Source organism: Streptomyces sp. BBFR51, from assembly GCF_044591655.1.
Lineage (GTDB): Bacteria > Actinomycetota > Actinomycetes > Streptomycetales > Streptomycetaceae > Streptomyces.
The window spans coordinates 5,333,314-5,354,070 of record NZ_CP172448.1 but is presented as its reverse complement, the minus strand read 5'-3'; the positions used below and the strand labels follow the sequence as shown (position 1 = coordinate 5,354,070).

Annotated in this window: 19 protein-coding genes; 7 read left to right on the top strand and 12 right to left on the bottom strand. The window is 72.3% G+C overall.

Annotation, left to right across the window (positions count from 1 at the left end; all coding sequences use genetic code 11):
• Positions 1–19: 19 nt before the first annotated feature.
• From ACGH7X_RS24610 to ACGH7X_RS24595, 4 genes are all read right to left on the bottom strand, one after another.
• Entirely contained in the window at positions 20–703 is a 684-nt protein-coding gene (locus tag ACGH7X_RS24610; RefSeq protein WP_399887992.1) for an ABC transporter ATP-binding protein, read from the bottom strand.
• Positions 704–742: 39 nt separating this feature from the next.
• The gene (locus ACGH7X_RS24605; protein ID WP_399887990.1) at positions 743–2,242 is read right to left on the bottom strand and encodes an ABC transporter permease; all 1,500 of its coding nucleotides are present in this window, start codon (positions 2,240–2,242) and stop codon (positions 743–745) included.
• 149 nt (positions 2,243–2,391) lie between these two features.
• Positions 2,392–3,636, bottom strand: a complete 1,245-nt coding sequence (locus ACGH7X_RS24600; RefSeq protein ID WP_399887989.1) for an Ig-like domain-containing protein — start codon at positions 3,634–3,636, stop codon at positions 2,392–2,394.
• A 228-nt stretch (positions 3,637–3,864) separates the two neighbouring features.
• Entirely contained in the window at positions 3,865–4,218 is a 354-nt protein-coding gene (locus ACGH7X_RS24595) for a hypothetical protein (protein WP_399887987.1), read from the bottom strand.
• A 109-nt stretch (positions 4,219–4,327) separates the two neighbouring features.
• Between ACGH7X_RS24595 and ACGH7X_RS24590 the strand changes: the two genes are divergently transcribed.
• Positions 4,328–4,654: a hypothetical protein gene (locus tag ACGH7X_RS24590; protein WP_399887985.1), complete on the top strand. Its 327-nt coding sequence runs from the start codon at positions 4,328–4,330 to the stop codon at positions 4,652–4,654.
• A 66-nt stretch (positions 4,655–4,720) separates the two neighbouring features.
• On the opposite strand, the gene hutH is transcribed toward ACGH7X_RS24590, so the two are convergent.
• The 3 genes from hutH to ACGH7X_RS24575 all read right to left on the bottom strand — a co-directional run bounded on the left by hutH (position 4,721) and on the right by ACGH7X_RS24575 (position 8,477).
• Positions 4,721–6,289, bottom strand: a complete 1,569-nt coding sequence (hutH, locus tag ACGH7X_RS24585; RefSeq protein WP_399897317.1) for a histidine ammonia-lyase — start codon at positions 6,287–6,289, stop codon at positions 4,721–4,723.
• 102 nt (positions 6,290–6,391) lie between these two features.
• Positions 6,392–7,540 carry a diguanylate cyclase domain-containing protein gene (locus tag ACGH7X_RS24580; protein ID WP_399887983.1) on the bottom strand — a complete coding sequence of 383 codons (1,149 nt, stop codon included), beginning with the start codon at positions 7,538–7,540 and terminating at the stop codon, positions 6,392–6,394.
• 136 nt (positions 7,541–7,676) lie between these two features.
• Complete coding sequence (locus ACGH7X_RS24575; RefSeq protein ID WP_399887981.1) at positions 7,677–8,477, bottom strand: enoyl-CoA hydratase/isomerase family protein; 801 nt, start codon at positions 8,475–8,477, stop codon at positions 7,677–7,679.
• 210 nt (positions 8,478–8,687) lie between these two features.
• Between ACGH7X_RS24575 and ACGH7X_RS24570 the strand changes: the two genes are divergently transcribed.
• Positions 8,688–9,347 carry a hypothetical protein gene (locus tag ACGH7X_RS24570; RefSeq protein ID WP_399887979.1) on the top strand — a complete coding sequence of 220 codons (660 nt, stop codon included), beginning with the start codon at positions 8,688–8,690 and terminating at the stop codon, positions 9,345–9,347.
• 85 nt (positions 9,348–9,432) lie between these two features.
• On the opposite strand, the gene ACGH7X_RS24565 is transcribed toward ACGH7X_RS24570, so the two are convergent.
• Entirely contained in the window at positions 9,433–10,578 is a 1,146-nt protein-coding gene (locus tag ACGH7X_RS24565) for an adenylate/guanylate cyclase domain-containing protein (RefSeq protein ID WP_399887977.1), read from the bottom strand.
• Positions 10,579–11,660: 1,082 nt separating this feature from the next.
• Positions 11,661–12,527, bottom strand: coding sequence for a biotin--[acetyl-CoA-carboxylase] ligase (locus ACGH7X_RS24560; protein ID WP_399887975.1), 867 nt, complete (start codon positions 12,525–12,527; stop codon positions 11,661–11,663).
• Between the two features lie 112 nt (positions 12,528–12,639).
• Between ACGH7X_RS24560 and ACGH7X_RS24555 the strand changes: the two genes are divergently transcribed.
• From ACGH7X_RS24555 to ACGH7X_RS24540, 4 genes are all read left to right on the top strand, one after another.
• Entirely contained in the window at positions 12,640–14,229 is a 1,590-nt protein-coding gene (locus ACGH7X_RS24555; protein WP_399887973.1) for an acyl-CoA carboxylase subunit beta, read from the top strand.
• Between the two features lie 24 nt (positions 14,230–14,253).
• Positions 14,254–14,460, top strand: coding sequence for an acyl-CoA carboxylase subunit epsilon (locus tag ACGH7X_RS24550; RefSeq protein WP_399887971.1), 207 nt, complete (start codon positions 14,254–14,256; stop codon positions 14,458–14,460).
• Between the two features lie 134 nt (positions 14,461–14,594).
• Entirely contained in the window at positions 14,595–14,723 is a 129-nt protein-coding gene (mmpB, locus tag ACGH7X_RS24545; protein ID WP_399887969.1) for a morphogenic membrane protein MmpB, read from the top strand.
• 38 nt (positions 14,724–14,761) lie between these two features.
• Positions 14,762–15,382, top strand: a complete 621-nt coding sequence (locus ACGH7X_RS24540) for a nucleoside triphosphate pyrophosphatase (protein WP_399887967.1) — start codon at positions 14,762–14,764, stop codon at positions 15,380–15,382.
• Here ACGH7X_RS24540 and ACGH7X_RS24535 read toward each other — a convergent pair.
• On the bottom strand, positions 15,351–15,845 hold the full coding sequence (locus ACGH7X_RS24535) for a hypothetical protein (RefSeq protein ID WP_399887965.1): 495 nt from the start codon (positions 15,843–15,845) through the stop codon (positions 15,351–15,353). The two genes, ACGH7X_RS24540 and ACGH7X_RS24535, sit on opposite strands and share 32 nt — an antisense overlap.
• Positions 15,846–16,218: 373 nt before the next feature.
• On the opposite strand from ACGH7X_RS24535, the gene ACGH7X_RS24530 reads away from it, so the two are divergent.
• Positions 16,219–17,991, top strand: a complete 1,773-nt coding sequence (locus tag ACGH7X_RS24530) for an acetyl/propionyl/methylcrotonyl-CoA carboxylase subunit alpha (protein WP_399887963.1) — start codon at positions 16,219–16,221, stop codon at positions 17,989–17,991.
• A 106-nt stretch (positions 17,992–18,097) separates the two neighbouring features.
• Here ACGH7X_RS24530 and ACGH7X_RS24525 read toward each other — a convergent pair whose 3' ends face one another.
• Positions 18,098–19,084: a DeoR/GlpR family DNA-binding transcription regulator gene (locus ACGH7X_RS24525; RefSeq protein ID WP_399887961.1), complete on the bottom strand. Its 987-nt coding sequence runs from the start codon at positions 19,082–19,084 to the stop codon at positions 18,098–18,100.
• Positions 19,085–19,261: 177 nt separating this feature from the next.
• The gene (locus ACGH7X_RS24520; protein ID WP_399887959.1) at positions 19,262–20,710 is read right to left on the bottom strand and encodes an NAD(P)H-quinone dehydrogenase; all 1,449 of its coding nucleotides are present in this window, start codon (positions 20,708–20,710) and stop codon (positions 19,262–19,264) included.
• Between the last annotated feature and the right edge of the window lie 47 nt (positions 20,711–20,757).

Below are 20,757 nucleotides of genomic sequence, written 5' to 3'. Positions count from 1 at the left end.
GGTGTCGCGGTGTGTGGCGTCAGGCCGAGGCGTTCTCCTTGACGGTGATGCGGCCCTTGCGGATCGTGGCCACGCGGGGGGCCTTCTTCGCGATCGCCGAGTCGTGGGTGACCATCACGAAGGTCAGGCCCAGCTCCTTCCACATCCGGTCGAGTACGTCCATGATCTCGTCGCGCGTCGACTCGTCGAGGTTTCCGGTGGGTTCGTCGGCGAGCAGCACCTTCGGCTGCTTCACCAGCGCGCGGGCGATGGCGACGCGCTGCTGCTGGCCGCCGGACATCTCGCCGGGGAGGTGACCGAGCCGCTCGCCGAGCCCGACGGACGCCAGCGCCTCGGCGGCCTTCTCGCGCCGTTCCCTCGCCCTGACGCCGAGCGGGACCAGCGCGGTCTCGACGTTCTCCTGCGCGGTCAGGGTCGGGATGAGGTTGAAGGACTGGAAGACGAAGCCGATGCTCTCGCTGCGCACCCGGGTCAGCCGCGCCTCCGGGAGCTTGGCCAGGTCGGTGCCGTCGAGGACGATCTCGCCCGAGCTGGGCCGGTCGAGGGCGCCCAGCATCTGGAGCAGCGTGGACTTGCCGCCGCCGGTGGGGCCCTGGATGACGAGCCGGTCGCCGTCGGCGATGGTCAGGTCGACGCCGTCGAGGGCGTGCACGGTGTCCTTGCCGCGGGTGTAGTGCTTGGTGACGCCGCTGAGTTCGTACATGGTGCAACTCCTGGGGAACGTGAGGGGGCGGGGCGGCGGTTACTCGACGCGCCGCAGGGCGTCCGCCGGGCGGAGCCGGGAGGCGCGCCAGCCGCCGAAGCCGCCGGCGACGAGCCCGCCGGCCACGGCGAGGGCGACCGCGAGGGCGATGGTGGTGAGGCTGACGGGCGCGGTGAGCGCGATGTCCAGGGTCTTCGCGGCGGTCTGCCGGCCGGGACCGCCCATGCCGCCACCGCCGCCACCGAAGCCGCCGGGACCGCCCGCGCCCCCGCCGCCGCCCGTGCCGCCGCCGAGCTGGGCCTGGAGCGTCGGGCTGACGGCGGTGACGACGTACGCGCCCGCGAGGCCGAGCGCGATGCCGAGGACCCCGCCGACCAGGCCGTTGACGACGGCCTCGCCGACCACCTGCCGGGTGACCCGGCCCGAGCGCCAGCCCAGTGCCTTGAGCGTGCCGAACTCGCGCACCCGGCGCGAGACTGCGGAGGAGGTGAGCAGGCCGGCGACCAGGAAGGCGGCCACCAGGACGACGATCGACAGCCACTTGCCCACGCCCGCGGCGAGGGAGGAGGCGGTGGACAGGGAGCCGGAGACGGTGTCGGCGAGGTCGGCGGAGGTGGTGACCGTGGTACCCGAGATGTTCTTCTGGATCGCGGACTTGACGCCGTCGATCCGCTGCGAGTCGGTCGCCTTGACGTAGATGGTGGTGACCTTGTCCTTCGCGTCACCCAGCGTCTGCGCCTGCTTCAGCGGCAGGTAGAGGTTGGCCGCCGCGTCGCCGCTGTCGGCCGTGGCGATGCCGACGACCTCGAACTCGGTGCCCTTCACGGTGACCGTGCTGCCGGTCTTGAGCTTCTTCTCCTTGGCGTACGCCGAGTCGGCGACGGCGACCTTGGCGTCGGTCTCCGTCTCCTTGAAGGTGCGGCCGCTGGTGATCGTGGAGGAGGTCAGCGGGCCGAGGGCGGGCTCGGTGACGTCGGTGCCGTAGACGGAGTAGCTGTTGACGTCGAAGTCGGCGCCGCCGCCCTGGACCCGGCCCTGCGGGGACTGGGCACCCGGACCGCCACCCTGGCCCTGCCCCTGTCCCTCGCCCGATCCGCCACCCGAGCCGTCCTGCTGGAACTGGCCGCGGGAGAACTCGCCGCTGACCTTGACGACCTGGAGGCTCAGGCCGCCCACCGCGTCGGCGACACCGCTCTGCCCGGCGACCTTGCCGACGGTCGAACCCGCCAGCGTCTGGAGGCCCTGCACCATGACGCGGTCGGTGCTCTGCTCCTCCTCGGCACCGTCGTCCTGGGCGTCGAAGCGGAAGCGCGGCCGCTCGGCGGTGCTGCCGGAGGTGGGCGACGCGGCCTTGGTGACCGTCATGTCCGTGCCCAGTCCGTACAGGGACTGAAGGACCTTGTCCTGGGCCCGGCCCATGCCGGAGGAGACGGAGTCGACGACGATGACCAGCGCGATGCCGAGCGCCAGGCCGGAGGCGACGACGAGGGCCGCTTTTCTGCGGCGGCGCAACTCGCGCCTCAGGTAGGTGAAGAACATGGCCGCAAAGTAGGTACGGCCCGTGATGAAGGGATAAGCCCCGCGTAAGAGGAGCATGAGAAGCCGGAAAGCGGCGAGCGCCCGCCACCCCGGTGCGAGGGGTGGCGGGCGCCCGTACGAAGTACTGCCGTCCCGGGGGGAGTTCGGCGTCAGACCGCCGAACCCGCCTTCCACTGGGCCCAGTCCATGTTCCAGCCGTTGAGGCCGTTGTCCGGGGAGACGGTCTTGTCGCCGGTGTTCTGGACGACGACCACGTCACCGATGACCGAGTTGTTGTAGAACCAGGCGGCCGGCGTGTTCGGGTCGCCCGCGCCCTTCGCGTCCTCCAGGCCCACGCAGCCGTGGCTGGTGTTGGCGTTGCCGAAGATGCCCTTGCCCCAGTAGTTGCCGTGGATGAAGGTGCCGGAGGTGCTCAGGCGCATGGCGTGCGGCACGTCCTTGATGTCGTACTCGCCCTTGCCGTCGTCGTCGGTGAAGCCGACCGTCGAGCCGTCCATCCGGGTCTCCTTGAACTTCTCGGAGATCACCATCTGGCCTTCGTAGGTCTTGTTGTCCGGGGAACCGGCGGAGATCGGGATGGTCTTGACCGTCTTGCCGTCCTGCGTGACCTTCATCTGCTTGGTCTTCGCGTCGACGTAGGAGACCTGGTTGCGACCGATCTTGAAGGTGACCGACTTCTGCTGGACGCCGTAGACGCCGTCGGCGCCCTCGACCCCGTCGAGCGCCAGCTTCAGGGTGACGGTCGAGTTCTCCGTCCAGTAGTTCTCGGGGCGGCAGTCCATGCGCTGGGTGCTGAACCAGTGGCAGGCGACCTCCTGGCCGCTGCTGCTGTTGACCGTGATGCCCTTCTGGACGGCGGCCTTGTCGGTGATCTCCTTGTCGAAGTTGATCGACACGGGCATGCCGACACCGACGGTCTTGCCGTCGTCCGGGGTGAAGGTGCCGATGAAGCTGTTCTCCGGGGAGACCGTGGTGAACGACGCGTTCTCGTGGGCGGCGCGGCCCTCGGAGTCCTGCGCGGTCGCCGTGATCTGGTACTTGGTGGCGCGCTCCAGCTGGCCGCCGGGCTTCCAGCTCGTCTTGTCCGCGGATATCTCGCCGCTGACCTCGGTGCCGTCCGTGGCGGTCATCTTCACCTCGGTGAGCGTGCCCTTGCTCACGGTGACTCCGGCGGAGTTGTTGATGGAGGCGTTGTCCGAGCCGCCCTTGGGGGTGATCTTGATCTGAGCCTCGGACGTCTTCTTCGCCGCGGCCTCGTCGACCTCCGCCTGCGAGGTCTTGCCGTCCCCACCCCCGGAGTCGGCGTCGCTGCTGGAACACGCCGAGAGCACCAGCACACCGCCGAGCAGTGCGGACGCGGCCGCCAGACCCTTGCGCCGCTTACCGTCCGTCATCACACGCTTCTCCATCGTTGCCGATTCCCGAAACCCCGAGATACCCCGTCAATAACTTTCAACGCTACGACCGGTTCGTCCCGTTCCACATCGCTCGCACGTGTGGGGCACACCACGTTTCGACCGCGAAGGCGGCAGACGGTGCGGAGGTCGGTCAGTGCGCACCTTGAGACGACGAAACCCCGGACGGCGGTTGCCGCCCGGGGTCAGGTTTTTCCCCACACTGCGTCAGCCGACCGTCATTTCATCGTCTTCCGGGTCGTTCTCGCCGCCATCATCCCCGTCGAGGTCCCACTCGGGCGAATCGGGGTCGTAGTCGATCTGCTCGCTGCTCCAGGAGGCCTGCTGGAGTTCCACCCCGGGTACCCCGCTGACCAGGTCGAACGGGTCCACGAGATGAGCCAGGGCCTCGGCGGTGTCCTCCGTCACAGCGCGCTCGGAGTCGGCCCGTTCCGTGTCGGACAGGTCGGCGTCGTCGGCGAGCGTCTGCAGCGCGGCCCCGGTGACGGCCTCCTCGTCGTCGATCTCGAGAACGAGCTCGACGCGAATACGTACAAACCGTGATGTCTCTGGAGTGCTCATGCCCGGAGCGTAAGGCCGACCCCTCCCGTGACTTTCCTGTGACCCGCGCCTTTCACTAACATCTGCCCACACGGCCAATTCGCCAGCGCCACAAGGGGATCGATATTCCGTGTCATCCGCTCGCCGTTCGTTGCTGACCGCCGCCTCCGCGGGCGGCCTGCTGTGTGCTCTGTGGTTCGTCCCGTCGGCGAACGCGACACCCGAGACACCGGTGCTCGAGTCCGCCGCCGCGACCCCGTCTCCGCAGGTCACGGCGCAGGCCAGAGCCGCCGCCTCCACGGACACGGCGGTGACCGGCGAGGGCGCCGCCCCCACCCGCCTGGCCGACACCGGCAGCTTCGACAGCACGCCGTACGTCGTCGGCGGCGCCCTCTGCCTGGGCCTCGGCGCCGGCTTCGTGGGCTACTCGGTGCGCCGGGAACGCCTCGGCCTCTGAGAGAACTTGACGTTCTTTTGACCTGGAGAGAGCCCCGCCGCCACGGCAGGGCCCTCTCGTCGCCGGCTAACGCAGCGGCCCCGTGACCGTCTCCGCCGCCGTGACCAGGTGCCCGGCGCGCACGAACGCGTCCGCCGCGGCGAGGTCGGGCGCCAGGTGGCGGTCCGGGCCCGGACCCTGGACACCGGCCGCCCGTACGGCGTCGATGACGGCCCGCGAGGCCGGCGCCGGGGTGAGGCCCTCGCGGAGCTGGATCGCGCGCGTGGCGGCGTACAGCTCGACGGCGATCACGCGGGTGAGGTTGTCGACGGCCGTACGCAGCTTGCGCGCCGCCGACCAGCCCATCGACACGTGGTCCTCCTGCATCGCGGAGGACGGGATCGAGTCCGCCGAGGCCGGTACGGCGAGCCGCTTCAACTCGCCGACCAGGGCGGCCTGCGTGTACTGGGCGATCATCAGACCGGAGTCGACGCCCGCGTCGTCGGCGAGGAACGGCGGCAGGCCGTGGCTGCGGTTCTTGTCGAGGAGCCGGTCGGTGCGCCGCTCGGCGATGGAGCCGAGGTCGGCGACGGCGACGGCGAGGAAGTCCAGGACGTAGGCGACCGGAGCGCCGTGGAAGTTGCCGTTGGACTCCACCCGCCCTCCCCCAGTGCCGAAAGCCTGGGAGGTGCCCCCAGGAAGAACGACCGGGTTGTCCACGGCCGCGGCCAGCTCACGCTCGGCGACGAGACCCGCGTGGGCCATCGTGTCCCGCCCGGCCCCGGCGACCTGCGGCGCGCAGCGCACCGAGTAGGCGTCCTGGACGCGGGGGGCGTCGTCCTGGTGGTGCCCGGTCAGGCCCGAGCCCTTGAGCACGGCGGCCATGTTGGCGGCGCTGGCGGCCTGCCCGGGGTGCGGGCGGATGGCGTGCAGCTCGGGAGCGAGCACCTTGTCGGTGCCGAGCAGGGCCTCCATGGTCAGCGCGGCGGTGATGTCGGCGGACTTGTAGAGGGTGTCGAGGTCGGCGAGGGCCATGACCAGCATGCCGAGCATGCCGTCGGTGCCGTTGAGCAGGGCGAGGCCCTCCTTCTCGCGCAGCTCGACCGGCGTGATCCCGTGCTCGGCGAGCAGCTCGCCGGCCGGCCGTACGCTCCCGTCGGGGCCCTCGGCGTCGCCCTCACCCATGAGGGTGAGCGCGCAATGCGACAGCGGCGCGAGGTCGCCGGAGCAGCCCAGCGAGCCGTACTCGTGCACGACCGGGGTGATGCCGGCGTTGAGCACGTCGGCCATGGTCTGCGCGACCTCGGGGCGCACGCCGGTGCGGCCGGAGCAGACGGTCTTCAGCCGCAGGAACATCAGCGCGCGGACCACCTCGCGCTCGACGCGCGGACCCATGCCGGCGGCGTGCGAGCGCACGATGTTGCGCTGGAGCTGCGCGCGCAGCTCCGGGCTGATGTGCCGGGTCGCCAGGGCGCCGAAGCCGGTGCTCACGCCGTACACGGGGTCGGGCTTGGCGGCCAGCGCGTCCACGACGGAGCGGGCCGCGGCCAGGGCGGCGACCGCGTCGCCGGAGAGTTCGATCCGGGCGCCGGCCCGCGCCACGGCGAGGACGTCGGACGCCGTGACCCCGGAGGTCCCCACCACCACAGTGTGCATATCCATATTCAGGAGCGTACGCAGTGAATTCGATGATGTCACGAGGGGATGCGTCACTGCCGGGTGCCCGCCGCGCCCCTTACCGCCGCCCCGTCGCGGCCGCTACGGGGAGTGCCGCCCGCGGAACCGCCTGCGCTCGCCGCCCTCCTCCCTGGAGGGCTCGTCCGCGAGCCGTACGACGGGATCGTCGGGCCCCTCACGGCCGGCGACGACCGGCCCGGCCGCCCGCTCGGCCTTGGCGCGGTACTGGGCGGCGTCGGCGAGCCGGAACAGCCGGCGGGCGGAACGGACGGGCCCGACGGGGTCCTCCGTGGACGCCACTCCGCAGGCCACGCCGTCCCCCAGCTCCAGCTCGGCCGCCCGGCGGCACAGCTCCTCGGCCGCCTTGACCACCGCGTCGGCGGGCGGCCCGACCGCGAGCAGGCAGAACTCGTCCCCGCCGAGCCGCGCAGCGAGCGCCCCCGGCAGCATCGCCCCGCACAGCGACAGCACCGACCCGAACCGCTCCAGGAGCCGGTCGCCGACGGCGTGACCGTGCGTGTCGTTCACCCGTTTGAGGCCGTTCAGATCGCAGACGACGAGGCTGACGACGACGCCCTCCTCGCGGTGCCGCTCGACGGCCTCGTCCAGCGCGGAGTCGACGGCGCGGCGATTCGCCAGCCCCGTGAGCGCATCCGTGTACGCGAGGCGCCGGACCTCCTCGAGCCGCTCGGTCTGCGCGATCCCGGCGGCGACGACCGAGGCCAGTACGGTGGCGAAGTCGGCGTCGCCCCGCACGAAGACCCGCTCCCCGACCGGGCGGGCCACGTACAGCTCGCCCCACGCCCGGCCGTGCAGCACGATCGGCGCGACCACGCAGCAGCCGCGTCCCCGGCGGCGCAGGGCGGCGACGCGCTGATGGACGTACCCGGGGCGCCCGGCGGCGGGCCCCTCGGCCGTCTCCACCCAGGCGTCGGGCTCACCGCCGCCGGCCCAGCGCTCGTGCAGGAACTCGGTGATCTCCGCGAACTGGTGCACGGGATAGGACTCGTCCTCCGGGAACTCCTCCTCGTCCTCGGCCCGCAGGCCCACGTTCACCAGGACCCGGAGCCGGCCCAGCTCGCGCTCCCACACCGACAGCGCGGCGAAACTGCCGCCCAGCGCCAGGCACGCACCGTCCGCCGCCGCCCGCCACGCGTCGCGCGAGCTGTGCGCGGCGGCCATGCCCTGCGCCAGTGCCACCACGGCCGCGAGCCGCCTGTCGTCACCCATCACTCCAGGCTAGGGAGATTCACGAAGAAACGTTACTCAAACGGGGCAAACCGGGCGATTGTCGGACGGGGTGGGGGCTGGTGGGGCTGGTGAGGGCTCCCGGCGCGAGGGGGCGGACGGTGATCAGGTGGCCGCCTCACTCACCCGGCCACCGCGGCGCCCGCTTCTCGTTGAACGCCGCCACCCCCTCCGCCCGGTCCCCCGAGAACGCCACCGACCGCCACGCCGCGTCCTCCACCTCGAGCCCCGCCCGCAGGTCGAGACCGTGCCCGAGCCGCAGCGCCCGCTTGGCCGCGCGCAGCCCCACGGGCGAGTTCGCGGCCATCCGGGAGGCGAGGTCCAGCGCCTCCTCCCGGTCCCGGCCCTCGTCCACCAGCTCGTCCACGAGCCCGATCTCACGCGCCTCCCCGGCCGCCACCCGCCGGGCCGTGAACACCAGCTCGGCGGCGCGCGCGGCCCCCACCCGGCGCGGCAGCAACTGCGTACCGCCGCCGCCCGGAATCACCCCCACCGAAACCTCCGGCAGCCCCACCACGGCCGTACGGTCGGCGACGATCACGTCGCAGGACAGCGCCAGCTCGAACCCGCCGCCCAGCGCGAACCCGTGCACGGCGGCGACCGTGGGCACCGGCAGCTCCAGCACCGCGGTGTACGCGCCGCGCGTCACGGGCCGCTGGCGCAGCAGATCGGCGTCGGAGAAGGAGTTGCGCTCCTTCAGGTCCGCCCCGACGCAGAACGCCCGCTCGTGGGTCGAGGTCAGCACCACCACCCGTACGCTCCGGTCCTCGGCCAGCGCCGCGCACGCCGCGCTCACGGACCGGGCCATCGCGGTCGAGACGGCGTTCATGGCCTTCGGCCGGTCGAGCGCGAGCTCCGCGACATGTCCGTCCCCGTGCCGCCGCACCAGCACGAACTCTCCGAACCGCTCCTCGCTCATGACACCCTCCGGTTAACGCGTGTTAACAACCCGACCGCCCGATCATCGCAGGCGGGCCCGTGCGAGGGAAGGCCGGACGCGCCCGCCCCCGAACCGCCCCGATTACCCGTTCGAGTGACATCGGGCCGACCGCAGTACCCCGGCCGGCGGCGGCCCGTAGCCTCGCTCCGCCACGGCGCAGCGGGGGCGCGTGCGCACCGGGGAGGGATCATGACGACGACCGGCACACCTACGAAGCCGCAGCACCCGTGGGGCCGCCGCGGCCGGCACCGCAGGCCGCGCCCCCGCAAGGCGGTGCTGGCCGCCGGCGGCCTCGCCCTGGCGGCCGGCGCCCTGAGCCTCGTACGCCTGCTGCCCGGGCCCGGCGGCGACGCGGGCGACGTGGGCGGCTTCGGCGCGGAGGCCGGGCCGCGCCAGGACGGGGCGGGCCGGGACACCGCCACGGACCGGGCGACGACACCGGCCGCCGCCGCGGGCACCGCCGGGACGCCCGGGGCGAGTCCCTCGGCGACGTCGGCCATGGGCGGGCTCAGCGCCTCCCCCGGCCCGGGTCTCGTACGGGGCCCGTCCGCGAGCGGCCCGGCGGCGCCCCTCCCCACCGCGACAGGCGGGCCGGACACCCCGAACGCCCACGGCCAGGGTGCCGAGCGGGAGGACGCGGACCGGACCCCGGCCCCGGGCACTCCGCGGCAGCCGCAGTCGCCGCGCTCCCCGCAGCCCTCGCGGTCCGACCACCCCGGCCCCGCGCCGACCCCGCCGCCGGGCAGCGCCACGCCGCCGACGTCCGCCCCGACCGCGGAGCCCGGCGATCCGGGCCTGTGCGTGCCGGTGATCGGCCTGTGCGTGGACCTGCGCGACGGCGACGACTGACGGAGGCGGGGGCGCCGGCTGTACGGCTGGTACGGGTTTACGGCTGTACGGGTTTACGGCTGTACGGGTTTACGGCTGTACGGGTTTACGACTCCCCGCCGCCGTCACCGCGGCGTGTGAGCAGCCACGGCTCGACCACGCCGAGACCGCGCACCGGACGCTGCCACATCGGCTGGAGCGCGAAGCGGTACGCCGGCGGTTCCTCGCCCTCCTTCTCCGCGGCTGCGGCCTCCTCGGCGGCCGCCGCCTCCGAGGCGGGGGCGTCGCGCGTACGGATCAGCTCGTCCGCGAAGGCGGTGTCGACGAGGACGGCGTCCTTGGGGGCTATCGAGGTGAGCCGGGAGGCCAGGTTGACGGTCGTGCCGAAGACGTCGCCCATCCGGGTGGTGACCGTGCCGAAGGCGATGCCGACGCGCAGTTCCGGCATGGTCTCGTCGTTGGCCATCGTCTCGATGAGCCGCAGGGCGATCTCGGCCGCCGTACCGGCGTCGTCGGCGGCGTAGAGCACCTCGTCGCCGAGGGTCTTGATGAGCCGTCCGCCGCGGGCGGCCACCAGGTCGGCGCAGGTGGTCTCGAAGGCCTCGACCAGCTCGCCGAGTTCCTCCTCCTCCATCCGGCGGGTCAGCCGGGTGAAGCCGACCAGGTCCGCGAAGCCGACCGCGAGCCGCCGGTCCACCATCTCCTCGTCGTCACCGGCCTGCACGACCCGGCCGGCCGAGGCGGCGAGCTGGCGCCGCCAGACGTAGACGAGGAACTCCTGCAGCTCGGGCAGGAGCAGCTCGACGATGGGATAGGTGACCTCGGTGCGCGTCATCCCGGGCTCCGGGGGCTCGGTCAGGCCCTCCAGGAAGGAGTCGATCTGCCACTCGGCCAACCGGGCGGTGGTCTGCCCGGTGGACCGGGCCACCTGAATGGCCATGGCCTCGCTGAGCAGCCCCGCCTCCACCAGACCGGCCAGCCGCCGCAGGGCGAGCACGTCCGCCTCGGTGAGGGCCCTGGCCTGCCCGATGTCGGCGAAGCCCATGGCCCGCCAGAAACGGGAGGCCAGTTCCATGGAGACGCCCGCGCTGCGGGCGGCCTGGAAGGGGGTGTAGCGGCGCTCGGCACCCAGGATGAGCCCCTCGAGGCGCAGCGCGAGCGGGTCCTCGCCGGGGTCGGCGGAGGCCGGGGCGGGCTCGGGGTCCACCCGGCCGTCCCCGTCCGCGCCGGAGCCCGTGTCGTCGACGGTCACGCCTGCTGCCCTTCCGATCTGCCGCGGTCAGGTTCGACCGGCCACAACTTTACGTCAGGTGTGCCCCAGCTCACTCCCGCGCGGCCCAGCTCCCGAACCACCCCGGGCCCACCACCGTCCCGCACTGCCACCACCCCGACCCACCGGAATCCACCCACACCCCTCCCGACCCAAACTCCCCTCACGCCGACCCGCACTCCCACTGCCCCGGCCAGCACTCCCGTCACCCGGCCCGCACTCCCAGCCCGCCCGGGGCAACCGCCCACCCGCACGGCCACCACCCCGACCCACCGGAGTCCACCCTCACCCCTCCCGACCCACACTCCCCTCACGCCGACCCGCACTCCCACTGCCCCGGCCAGCACTCCCGTCACCCGGCCCGCACTCCCAGCCCGCCGGGGGCAACCGCCCACCCGCACGGCCACCACCCCAGCCTCACCCGAGACCACCCTCACCCCTCCCGGCCCGCACTCCCGCCGCCCCGGCCGGCACTCCCGTCACCCCGGCCGACACTCCCGTCACCCCGGCCCCGGACTCCCAGCCCGCCCGGAGCAACCGCCCACCCGCACAGCCACCACCCCGACCCCACCCGAGACCACCCTCAACCCTCCCGAACCCCACCGCCAGCCTGCCTGGGGCAGCCACCCGCCCGCACGACCGCCACCCCAACCCGCCCGAGACCGCCCTCGGCCCTCCCGACCCGCAGCCCCAGCCCACACGGGGCAACCGCCCAGCCGCGCTCCCGCCGCCCCGGCCGCACCCCCCAGCCGCCCGGAGCAACCGTCCACCCGCACGGCCACCACCCCAGCCCCACCCGAGACCACCCTCACCCCTCTGGACCCACACCCCAGCCCGCCCGGGGCAGCCACCCGCTCGCACGACCGCCACCCCAGCCCGCACCGGGCGGCCGCCCACCCGCACGGCCAGCCACGCGGACCAGCGCGAGACCACCCTCGGCCCTCCCGACCTGCACCCCGAGCCCGCACCGGGCAGCCGCCGGCCGTACGGTCAGTCACGCGGACCCGTCGGAGGGCACCCTCACGCCTTCCGGATCGTGCCCCGGGCCTGGCTGTCGGTCGCGGTCACGCCAAGCGCAGGTGGACGATGTCACCGGCGCCCACCGGCTCCTGGACCCCCGTCTCCGTCGCCAGCACGAGCCGCCCGTCGCCGTCCACGGCCACGGCCTCCCCCACGAGCGACCGCTCACCCGGCAGTTCAGCCCGCACCATCCGCCCGAGCGTCGCGCAGCCGGCCGCATAGGTCTCCTGGAGCCCGCTGGCCGCCGGGTCGCCCCCGGCCGCCCGCCACCGCCCGTACCACTCCTCCAGCGAGCGCAGCACCCCGCGCAGCAGCGGATCCCGGTCGGTGTTCACGGCCCCGGCCAGCGCCAGCGACCCGGCGCGCGCGACCGGCAGCTCGTCCGCCCGGAGGCTGACGTTGATGCCGACGCCGATGACGACCCCGTCGTCCCCGGCCCGCTCGGCCAGGATGCCGCCGGCCTTGCGCTCCTCGTCGCCGACGGTCACCAGCAGGTCGTTGGGCCACTTCAGGGACGTGTCGACGCCCGCGGTGCGGGACAGCCCGGTCGCCACGGCGACGCCGGTGAGCAGCGGCAGCCAGCCCCAGCGGGTCACGGGCACCTCGGCGGGCCGCAGCAGTACGGAGAAGAAGAGCCCGGACCGGGCCGGCGCCGTCCACTGCCGGTCCAGGCGGCCCCGCGCGGCGGTCTGCTCCTCGGCGACGAGGACGGCCCCCTCGGGCAGCTTCCGGTCGGCGGCCCGGGCCACGAGGTCGGAGTTGGTGGAACCGGTGCGCTGTACCACGTCCACCTGGTTCCACAGCCCGTCCCCCCGTACCAGTCCCCGGCGCAGGGCCGTGCTGTTCAGGGGCGGCCGGTCCAGGTCGGACCACCGGCTGTTCGGGGAGTCGGAGGAGTCTCGGGGCGTCATGCAACCCACCCTAGGTGTGGGAAACACCGCACTGCCGATCGGAAGGGCCCCTACTACTCTACGGATGAGTAACCGTCCCCCCCCTTTTGAGCAGGCAGGGAGCCGCATCCCGATGTCCGAGCCGGAAGAGCAGCAGCCCGACATCCACACGACCGCGGGCAAGCTCGCGGATCTCAGGCGCCGTATCGAGGAAGCGACGCACGCCGGTTCCGCACGCGCCGTGGAGAAACAGCACGCCAAGGGCAAGCTGACGGCCCGTGAGCGCATCGACCTCCTGCTGGACGAGGGCTCGTTCGTCGAGCTGGACGAATTCGCCCGGCACCGCTCCACCAACTTCGGCCTGGACCAGAACCGCCCCTACGGCGACGGCGTCGTCACCGGCTACGGCACCGTCGACGGCCGCCCCGTCGCCGTCTTCTCCCAGGACTTCACCGTCTTCGGCGGCGCGCTGGGCGAGGTCTACGGCCAGAAGATCGTCAAGGTCATGGACTTCGCGCTGAAGACCGGCTGCCCGGTCATCGGCATCAACGACTCCGGCGGCGCCCGCATCCAGGAGGGCGTGGCCTCACTCGGGGCGTACGGCGAGATCTTCCGCCGCAACACCCACGCCTCCGGCGTCATCCCGCAGATCAGCCTGGTCGTCGGCCCGTGCGCGGGCGGCGCGGTCTACTCCCCCGCCATCACCGACTTCACGGTGATGGTCGACCAGACCAGCCACATGTTCATCACAGGCCCCGACGTCATCAAGACGGTCACCGGCGAGGACGTCGGCTTCGAGGAGCTGGGCGGCGCCCGCACCCACAACTCCACCTCGGGCGTGGCCCACCACATGGCGGGCGACGAGAAGGACGCCGTCGAGTACGTCAAGCAGCTGCTGTCGTACCTGCCGTCCAACAACCTCTCCGAGCCCCCCGCCTTCCCCGAGGAGGCCGACCTCGCCGTCACCGACGAGGACACCGAGCTGGACGTGATCGTCCCGGACTCGGCGAACCAGCCCTACGACATGCACACCGTCATCGAGCACGTCCTGGACGACGCCGAGTTCTTCGAGACCCAGCCGCTGTTCGCGCCGAACATCCTCACCGGCTTCGGCCGCGTGGAGGGCCGCCCCGTGGGCATCGTCGCCAACCAGCCGATGCAGTTCGCGGGCTGCCTGGACATCACCGCCTCCGAGAAGGCGGCCCGCTTCGTGCGCACCTGCGACGCCTTCAACGTCCCCGTCCTGACCTTCGTCGACGTCCCCGGCTTCCTGCCCGGCGTCGACCAGGAGCACGACGGCATCATCCGCCGCGGCGCCAAACTGATCTTCGCCTACGCGGAGGCGACGGTCCCGCTCATCACGGTCATCACCCGCAAGGCCTTCGGCGGCGCCTACGACGTCATGGGCTCCAAGCACCTGGGCGCCGACCTCAACCTGGCCTGGCCCACCGCCCAGATCGCCGTCATGGGCGCCCAGGGCGCGGTCAACATCCTGCACCGCCGCACCATCACCGGCTCCGACGACCCCGAGGCCACCCGCGCCCGCCTCATGCAGGAGTACGAGGACGCCCTCCTCAACCCCTACACGGCGGCCGAGCGCGGCTACGTCGACGCGGTGATCATGCCCTCCGACACCCGCCGCCACGTCGTCCGCGGCCTGCGCCAACTGCGCACCAAGCGCGAATCCCTCCCCCCGAAGAAGCACGGCAACATCCCCCTCTGAACCCCGTCCTTGCAAGGAGCCGCTGTGATCAAGGTCGTACGGGGCAACCCCACCCCGGAGGAACTGGCCGCCGCCCTGACGGTGGTCCGCGCCCGCGCCGCGACGGCAGCCGCCGAGCCGTCCGACGCCGAAACCCCGCGCGACGCGTGGTCCGACCCGTCCCGCATCGCGGCGGCCCACGTCCCCCGGCCGGGCCCGGCATCCTGGACCCGCACGTACTGGCCGGCCTGAGGCCGGATACCACAGGGGCGCGAGGCTGTGTCGAGGTGCGGCTCCGCCGCGTGGTCGCACAGCACTGCAACCCCGCGCCCCAAATAAGTACCCGTACTCAAGCGCCCCCCACGGCCAAGCCCCACGCTGGTGGCATGCTGTGGTCCGACCCCGAGAACGAGCCGCCCAAGGAACTGCGCGACATGCAGGACATGCTGCGGCGGCTGAGCGTCTTCCTGGCGCTGGCCATGGTCCTCGCGATGCTGGTGCTCGGCCTGCACTGAGGCCCCGGCGGCCCCGATGCCGCCGATACCCTGATCCCATGACAGATCAGCAGCCCCGCCGACTCGTCCTCGCCTCCCGGTCCCCGGCCCGCCTCGGCCTGCTCCGCCAAGCCGGTCTGGCCCCCGAGGTGCTCGTGAGCGGTGTCGACGAGGAAGCCGTCACGGCGCCCACCCCCGCCGAGCTGGCCCTCGCCCTGGCCGAGGCCAAGGCCTCCGTCGTGGCCGCGAAGCCCGAGGTGCACGGCGCCCTGGTGATCGGCTGCGACTCGGTGCTCGACCTGGACGGTCAGGCACTGGGCAAGCCCGCGGACGCCGAGGAGGCCACCGCCCGCTGGAAGGCGATGCGCGGCCGGGCGGGCACGCTGCAGACCGGCCACTGCGTCTGGGACACCGCCTCCGGCCGCCACGTCTCGGCGACCGCCTCCACCGTCGTCCGCTTCGGCGAGCCGACCGACGAGGAGGTCGCGGCCTACGTGGCCTCCGGCGAGCCGCTGCACGTCGCCGGGGCGTTCACCCTGGACGGCCGCTCGGCCCCGTTCATCGACGGCATCGAGGGCGACCACGGCAACGTGATCGGCCTCAGCCTGCCCCTGCTGCGGCGTCTCCTCGCCGAACTCGGGGTCGGTATCACGGAGTTGTGGGCGCCGGCGGAGCGCTGACCGGAGAGCCGTCGCCGCCCTTGCCGTCCTCGGGCCGTCCGGGGGCGGGCTGCCCGGCGGCGGGCTCACCGTGGGCGTCGTACGTCATCAGCAGCAGCACGACGAGACCCAGTACGACGATCATGGAGATGAAGGCGCCGGGACCCACCAGCCCCCAGGAGAAGGCGCCGAGCAGCCCGTGCACCACGGCCGCACTGATCAGCAGGACCCGGCCGAGCCCGGCGGGCGCGCGGTCGCGCAGCGCCACGAGCAGGGCGACGAGCCCGCACAGCGCGAAGTAGAGCCCGAAGACGAGCCCGCCGATCTTCGAGGACACGGACATCATGTCCGGGTCGAGACCGGCCAGGGACATGTCCTGCCGGTCGACGACGATCCCCAGGAACCAGTTCAGCGCCGCGACGCCGACCGCCTCCAGGAAGAACACGACCGCCACGATCCACGCCACCGGCCTGCGCACTGACACCGGTCCCCACCCACTTTCGACCGCTGCCGCACAGGACAGCTGTTACCCCAAGTACGTTCGAGACACCCGAACGCTACTAACCGGTAAACCTCGCCACAAGGGGTCTGCCGCGAGCAAAGAATCATTGGGCCATTAGTAGGGACTCCACAAAGAAACGGAGTGGCCCGCAGCACGCCCTTACAGAGACCTTGACCACACAGGGGGGCTAGGGTTTCCCCGAGGAGTCCTGTGTACCGCGGTACTACAAGGGCTTTCGCGGGTCGAGCGAGCCTCGAATCACGCTCCGTGTGGGCAAGCTCACCATTGGGGACGGGTCGAAGTGCCGTGTCGGCAGTCCCTAAACTCGGCTTGTTTCAAGGAGGGAGCCTCAATCGTGCGCAAGGTGCTCATCGCCAATCGTGGCGAAATCGCTGTCCGCGTGGCCCGGGCCTGCCGGGACGCCGGGATCGCGAGCGTGGCCGTCTACGCGGACCCGGACCGGGACGCATTGCATGTCCGCGCCGCTGATGAGGCGTTCGCCCTGGGTGGTGACACCCCCGGCACCAGCTATCTGGACATCGAGAAGGTCCTCAAGGCCGCGCGGGAGTCGGGCGCGGACGCCATCCATCCGGGCTACGGATTCCTTTCCGAGAACGCGGAGTTCGCGCAGGCGGTCCTGGACGCGGACCTGATCTGGATCGGTCCGCCCCCGCAGGCCATCCGCGACCTGGGCGACAAGGTCGCAGCCCGGCACATCGCCCAGCGCGCCGGCGCTCCCCTGGTCGCGGGCACCCCCGACCCGGTCTCTGGCGCGGAGGAGGTCGTGGCTTTCGCGAAGGAGCACGGCCTGCCGATCGCGATCAAGGCCGCCTTCGGCGGCGGCGGCCGCGGTCTCAAGGTCGCCCGCACCCTCGAGGAGGTGCCGGAGCTGTACGACTCCGCCGTGCGCGAGGCGGTGGCCGCCTTCGGCCGCGGCGAGTGCTTCGTGGAGCGCTACCTCGACAAGCCCCGGCACGTGGAGACCCAGTGCCTGGCCGACACCCACGGCAACGTGGTCGTCGTCTCCACCCGCGACTGCTCGCTGCAGCGCCGCCACCAGAAGCTGGTCGAGGAGGCCCCGGCCCCCTTCCTCTCCGACGCGCAGATGGAGGAGCTGTACGCGGCCTCCAAGGCGATCCTGAAGGAGGCCGGCTACGTCGGCGCCGGCACCGTGGAGTTCCTCGTCGGCACGGACGGCACGATCTCCTTCCTGGAGGTCAACACCCGCCTCCAGGTCGAGCACCCGGTGACCGAGGAAGTCGCCGGCATCGACCTGGTCCGCGAGATGTTCCGCATCGCCGACGGCGAGGAACTCGGCTACGGCGACCCCGTCCTGCGCGGCCACTCCTTCGAGTTCCGCATCAACGGCGAGGACCCCGGCCGCGGCTTCCTGCCCGCCCCCGGCACCGTCACCCTCTTCGAAGCGCCCGCGGGTCCCGGCGTGCGTCTGGACGCGGGCGTGGAGTCCGGCTCGGTGATCGGCCCGGCCTGGGACTCCCTGCTGGCCAAGCTGATCGTCACCGGCCGCACCCGCGCCGAGGCACTCCAGCGCGCGGCCCGTGCCCTGGACGAGTTCACGGTCGAGGGCATGGCCACCGCCATCCCCTTCCACCGCGCGGTGGTCCGCGACCCGGCCTTCGCTCCCGAACTCACCGGCTCGACCGACCCCTTCACGGTCCACACCCGCTGGATCGAGACGGAGTTCGTCAACGAGATCAAGCCCTTCACCGCGCCCGCCGACACCGAGGCGGACGAGGAGTCCGGCCGGGAGACGGTCGTCGTCGAGGTCGGCGGCAAGCGCCTGGAGGTCTCCCTCCCCTCCAGCCTGGGCATGTCCCTGGCCCGCACCGGACTGGCGGCCGGCGCCCGCCCCAAGCGCCGGGCGGCGAAGAAGTCCGGCCCCGCGGCCTCCGGCGACACCCTCGCCTCCCCGATGCAGGGCACCATCGTCAAGATCGCCGTCGAGGAGGGCCAGGAAGTCCAGGAAGGCGACCTGATCGTCGTACTCGAAGCGATGAAGATGGAACAGCCCCTCAACGCCCACAAGTCCGGCACCATCAAGGGCCTGGGCGCCGAGGTCGGCGCGTCCGTCACGTCCGGCGCGGCGATCTGCGAGATCAAGGACTGACAGCACCCGCTCGACACCACTCGGGGGCGCCCGGCGGACGGCAGTGACCGGTCCGCCGGGCGCCCCCGACGTGGTACGGGGGAGACGCGACGGAACCGTACGACGGCTAGCGTCGGCGCATGTCGGCGACGCGCGCCCGCTCCGCCCCGCCGTTCTGCTCACCCAGGGCGGCGGCCGACCGCAGCCCCGCAGCCGCGCCCGGCACCTGACGGCGCGGCCCCGGAAGCGGCACGTCCCGGCGCTGCTGACGCGCCGGGCCGACATCACCCCCAGAGGCACCCGAGCTACCGGTGCCGTTGGCCGCACCCCCTGACGTCCCGGCCACGGCGATCTGCACGCCCTGGTCGGCCAGGGCCTGGAGTTCGGTGGCGGCGCGGTCGTCGTGGCCCGGCGACTCGTCGGTGACCAGACGGGTGATGACATCGGTGGGCACGGTCTGGAACATGGTGTCCGTGCCCAGCTTGGAGTGGTCGGCGAGGACGACGACCTCGGCGGCGGCCTGCACCAGCGCACGGTCGACGGACGCCGACAGCATGTTGGACGTGGACAGCCCCCGCTCGGCGGTCAACCCGCTTCCGGACAGGAAGGCCTTGGAGACCCGCAGCCCCTGCAGGGACTGCTCGGCTCCCGACCCGACCAGGGCGTAGTTGGACCCCCGGAGGGTGCCACCGGTCATCACGACCTCGACCCGGTTGGCATGGGCGAGGGCCTGGGCCACCAGCAGCGAGTTGGTGACGACGGTCAGCCCGGGCACCCGCGCGAGCCGGCGTGCCAGCTCCTGGGTGGTCGTCCCGGCACCCACCACGATGGCCTCGCCCTCTTCGACGAAGCCCGCGGCGAGATCGGCGATGGCCGTCTTCTCGGCGGTCGCGAGATGGGACTTCTGCGGAAAGCCGGACTCTCGCGTGAACCCGCCCGGCAGTACCGCACCGCCGTGCCGGCGGTCGAGGAGTCCTTCTGCCTCCAGTGCGCGCACGTCCCGCCGTACGGTCACTTCGGAGGTCTGGACGACGCGGGCGAGCTCACGGAGCGACACGGCCCCGTTCGCTCGCACCATTTCGAGGATCAATTGGCGACGTTCTGCAGCGAACACGAAACTGACAGTAACCCCAACGACCGTCTGCTTTCAGCAGTATGCGCCGAATAACAGAAGTTGTTCGCAGGCCGGCACCGGAAGTGGTATACGCACCCAGTCCGGCCGCCTATGCCGCCCGCAAGCTCCGCAACTCCCCGTGACCAGCGGGGAGTCAATTCAAGCCGCCCGCGAGCGCTACCCCTCCCCGCCGGCCTTCCGGGTGTGCAACTGCCGCGCCACCTCCGCGATCGACCCCGACAGCGAGGGATACACGGTGAAGGCGTTGGCGATCTGCTCGACCGTCAGGTTGTTGTCGACGGCGATCGAAATGGGGTGGATCAGCTCCGAGGCACGGGGCGCCACGACGACACCGCCCACCACGATCTCGGTGCCGGGCCGGCAGAAGATCTTGACGAAGCCGTCCCGGATGCCCTGCATCTTGGCGCGCGGGTTGCGCAGCAGCGGCAGCTTCACCACGCGGGCGTCGATCTTGCCGGCGTCGACGTCGGCCTGCGAGTACCCGACGGTGGCGATCTCGGGGTCGGTGAAGACGTTGGACGAGACGGTCTTCAGGTTCAGCGGGGTCACGGCATCGCCCAGGAAGTGGTACATGGCGATCCGCCCCTGCATGGCCGCCACCGAGGCAAGGGCGAACACGCCGGTGACGTCACCGGCGGCGTACACGCCGGGGGCCGAGGTCCGCGACACCCGGTCGGTCCTGATGTGCCCGGAGTCCTTGAGCTTGACCCCGGCCTCCTCGAGCCCCATCCCCTCGGTGTTGGGAATGGCGCCGACGGCCACCAGGCAGTGCGAGCCGGTGATGACCCGCCCGTCCGAGAGCGTCACCTCGACCCGGTCGCCCACCCGTTTGGCGGACTGGGCCCGGGACCGCGACATGACGTTCATACCGCGCCGCCGGAACACGTCCTCGAGGACGGCCGCGGCGTCCGGGTCCTCACCGGGCAGCACCCGGTCCCGGGACGACACGAGCGTGACCCGCGACCCCAGGGCCTGGTAGGCACCGGCGAACTCGGCACCGGTGACGCCCGACCCCACCACGATGAGCTCCTCGGGCAGCTCGTCGAGGTCGTAGACCTGGGTCCAGTTCAGGATCCGCTCGCCGTCGGGCCGCGCGTCCGGCAGCTCCCGCGGGTGCCCACCGGTGGCGATCAGCACTGCGTCCGCGGTGAGCGTCTCCTCACTCCCGTCGGCGGTGCGCACCACCACCTTCCGGGACCCGTCGAGCCCCTGCATCCCCTCCAGGCGCCCGCGCCCGCGCATGACCCGCGCACCGGCGCGCGTCACGGAGGCGGTGATGTCGTGCGACTGCGCGAGCGCCAGCCGCTTCACCCGCCGGTTGACCTTGCCCAGATCGACGCCCACCACCCGGGCGGCCTGCTCCATGGGCGGGGTGTCGTCGGCGACGATGATCCCCAGCTCCTCGTAGGAGGAATCGAAGGAGGTCATCACCTCGGCCGTGGCGATCAGAGTCTTGGACGGCACGCAGTCGGTCAGCACCGACGCACCGCCCAGACCGTCGCAGTCGACGACGGTCACCTCCGCGCCGAGTTGAGCGGCCACCAGCGCCGCTTCGTATCCGCCGGGTCCGCCACCAATGATCACGATCCGAGTCACGTACTCCATTGTCCCGCACCCTTCAATGTGGAGCCGCCCGGGGGCACGTCTGTTAC